The following is a 2,665-nucleotide window of genomic DNA, read 5'->3' as shown; positions in this document are numbered from 1 at the left end:
AGAACCCAGGTGGGTTCGTCGAAGCATAAGCTTCGTTAGCGATACTTCGCAGTCTCGCAGTCAGCGGTTAACGAAGTAATCGCACGGAGGGTTTTCCGAAATTTACCTCTTGCATATTTGCTCAAAACAGCATATAATATGGCTCGGTAGCTCAGTTGGTAGAGCAGAGGACTGAAAATCCTCGTGTCGGCGGTTCGATTCCGTCCCGAGCCACCATTACAGCTTAATAATGCGCCGCTGTAGCTCAATTGGTAGAGCAACTGACTTGTAATCAGTAGGTTGGGGGTTCGATTCCTCTCGGCGGCACCAGTTACGGAGGCTTAGCGAAGTGGCCAAACGCAGCAGACTGTAAATCTGTTCTCTTACGAGTTCGGTGGTTCGAATCCATCAGCCTCCACCATTCAATCATAGGGGCATAGTTTAAAGGTAGAACAGCGGTCTCCAAAACCGTTAGTGTGGGTTCGATTCCTGCTGCCCCTGCCATATTCTGAAGTGAGCCGGTTTGGCGGTCGTGGCGAAGTGGCTAACGCATCGGATTGTGGCTCCGACATTCGAGGGTTCGATTCCCTTCGATCGCCCTTGTATATTGGGGATTAGCCAAGCGGTAAGGCAACGGACTTTGACTCCGTCATGCCTAGGTTCGAATCCTAGATCCCCAGTAATTTTATATGCGGAAGTGGCTCAGGGGTAGAGCATCGCCTTGCCAAGGCGAGGGTCGCGGGTTCGAATCCCGTCTTCCGCTCCATATTGATGGCGCCATAGCCAAGTGGTAAGGCAGAGCTCTGCAAAAGCTTTACCCCCAGTTCGAATCTGGGTGGCGCCTCCAACGCGTGCCCTTAGCTCAGCCGGATAGAGCGTTTGACTACGAATCAAAAGGTCAGGAGTTCGAATCTCTTAGGGCACGCCATTTTTTTATTCTTTTGTCTTTGCTGGTGTGGCGGAATGGCAGACGCGGCGGACTCAAAATCCGCTTCCGGCGACGGAGTGGGGGTTCAAGTCCCTTCACCAGCATCATACAAAATAAGTGATGTCCTTTGGGATATTATAACCCAAGGGACTTTTTTTGTTGTTTTAATTTGCAAACCTCAGCTCATGTCATGAGCGAAAGTGATTTTCATGCTGACATCCAGCAGGGCATCAATGTTGGCGGTAGTTCAGAAATCGCTAGAACTGGCACAACGATGCCACAGATATCAACGTCGATAGGCAAGGTTTCTGCTTTCTTTTGGTTTCCTTTGACGGTCAGCCTGTCGTCAAAACTCGCGAGAACCAGAGTGCATTCGTGCTGATCAGCAGCGTCAAAGGAACAATGCGAAAAGAGTGTACTTAGTTTGCTGCGGCGCTACATACACATAGAAGTGTATCTGTGGAAGATTTACCGTTTATCTTTGAAAAGGTCTTTACGGGAAGAAAAGGCACACAAGAAAATCGACGGGTATGAGACTATTCCTGGCAAGCTAGACTTAGCCATTCAATTGGATGCGACATCAGAGCCTGGTTCGGATTGTCCATGTCGTTAATATTACCGCATGCGAAATCATAAGTATTCATAAAGTAATCGGCAGAGCCGAGCATATCGGGATTATTTCCTGACATATGCTCGGCTTTTCTTTTTGAAGCAGGAGACAGCAAATCTTATGGTCAGAAAGTATAAGTTTGTTTATTGCAACACACTTTAAAAGTGTATATAATGTGCATATATACATTATATAAAGTTGCATAGATGACGTGCGGATCGTTCTTCAATCACCCTCCTTGAATCGATGGACGCCAACTGCTCTATTTGAGGTTCGAAATTAGCGTGAGAGGAGAAGAGTTCAATGTCAGACACAGAAAAATCAATTTACACGGATCGAGCCAAGCGATGGCTGCTCACGATTGGTATATTTTTAATTGTTCAATTGATCTTTATGTTCGTTGACGGCACTCCACTGGAGCCGAATATTAACGATGGCGGCAGCTTGATTGCCAGGATAGGGAGATGGATTCTGGAATCGAGACTATTCACAGAATGGATCACCCCTTATTCCTTTCCCTTCTTTAATATGTTCATGACCATTCACCTTGCAGCGATACTGATTCAGGCCGTATGGGAGATTAAATCCATGATGTTCTCGAAAAAATAAAGAAGAGGGATGGACATGCAGATCATTATTTCCAACAGTTCCAAGGAACCGTTTTATGAACAAATCACGAATCAGATTAAAGCGTCCATTTTGGCAGGTGAGCTGCAGGAAGGGACAGCGCTGCCTTCCATACGTCAGCTCGCAAAGGATTTGCATATTAGCGTTATAACGACGAAACGAGCCTATGAGGAATTGGAGAAAGCGGGCTTTATTTATTCGATTGTCGGGAAAGGTTCTTTTGTCGCAGAGCAAAATCTGGAGGTCATGAGAGAGAAGAAGTTGAAGGCCATTGAGGAGCAGTTAAACGCGGTCATAACGAATAGCAGAGAAATCGGATTGTCGCTGGATGATCTGCAGCATTTGATGAAGATTTTGTATGAGGGGTGAGAGCATGGAGCATGTGGTTCAATTCAAAAATGTCATGAAAAAATTCAAAGATTTTTCGGCTCTATACCAAACATAGTGCTTGACAACATGTAGAGCCAAAATTGAAAAACATCTGTACATTCCATAAGATGGTTGTGCGACCAATCCAACTC

2 protein-coding genes and 10 tRNA genes are annotated in these 2,665 nt (G+C 45.9%); all 12 read left to right on the top strand.

Going from position 1 to position 2,665, the window contains the following annotated elements; translation table 11 throughout:
• The first annotated feature begins 140 nt into the window (after window positions 1-140).
• Window positions 141-216 (top strand) — tRNA-Phe (locus tag F591_RS0126860).
• A gap of 17 nt (window positions 217-233) precedes the next feature.
• Window positions 234-309, top strand: a tRNA-Thr gene (locus tag F591_RS0126855).
• 5 nt (window positions 310-314) lie between these two features.
• Window positions 315-400: transfer RNA gene (locus F591_RS0126850), tRNA-Tyr, on the top strand.
• Window positions 401-409: 9 nt separating this feature from the next.
• Window positions 410-483, top strand: a tRNA-Trp gene (locus F591_RS0126845).
• A gap of 22 nt (window positions 484-505) precedes the next feature.
• Window positions 506-578, top strand: a tRNA-His gene (locus F591_RS0126840).
• A 9-nt stretch (window positions 579-587) separates the two neighbouring features.
• Window positions 588-659: transfer RNA gene (locus F591_RS0126835), tRNA-Gln, on the top strand.
• Window positions 660-670: 11 nt separating this feature from the next.
• A tRNA-Gly gene (locus F591_RS0126830) sits at window positions 671-745 on the top strand.
• A gap of 7 nt (window positions 746-752) precedes the next feature.
• Window positions 753-826 (top strand) — tRNA-Cys (locus F591_RS0126825).
• Window positions 827-830: 4 nt separating this feature from the next.
• A tRNA-Arg gene (locus tag F591_RS0126820) sits at window positions 831-907 on the top strand.
• Window positions 908-928: 21 nt separating this feature from the next.
• Window positions 929-1,011 (top strand) — tRNA-Leu (locus F591_RS0126815).
• 809 nt (window positions 1,012-1,820) lie between these two features.
• The gene (locus F591_RS0126805; protein ID WP_019537620.1) at window positions 1,821-2,126 is read left to right on the top strand and encodes a YfzA family protein; all 306 of its coding nucleotides are present in this window, start codon (window positions 1,821-1,823) and stop codon (window positions 2,124-2,126) included.
• 15 nt (window positions 2,127-2,141) lie between these two features.
• Window positions 2,142-2,513 (top strand): GntR family transcriptional regulator, encoded by a 372-nt coding sequence (locus tag F591_RS0126800; protein WP_019537619.1) that lies wholly within the window; start codon window positions 2,142-2,144, stop codon window positions 2,511-2,513.
• Window positions 2,514-2,665: the final 152 nt, after the last annotated feature.

Source organism: Paenibacillus ginsengihumi DSM 21568 (assembly GCF_000380965.1).
GTDB lineage: Bacteria > Bacillota > Bacilli > Paenibacillales > NBRC-103111 > Paenibacillus_G > Paenibacillus_G ginsengihumi.
Note: the sequence above shows the minus strand (reverse complement) of the source record. Positions and strands in the feature narration are given on the sequence as shown.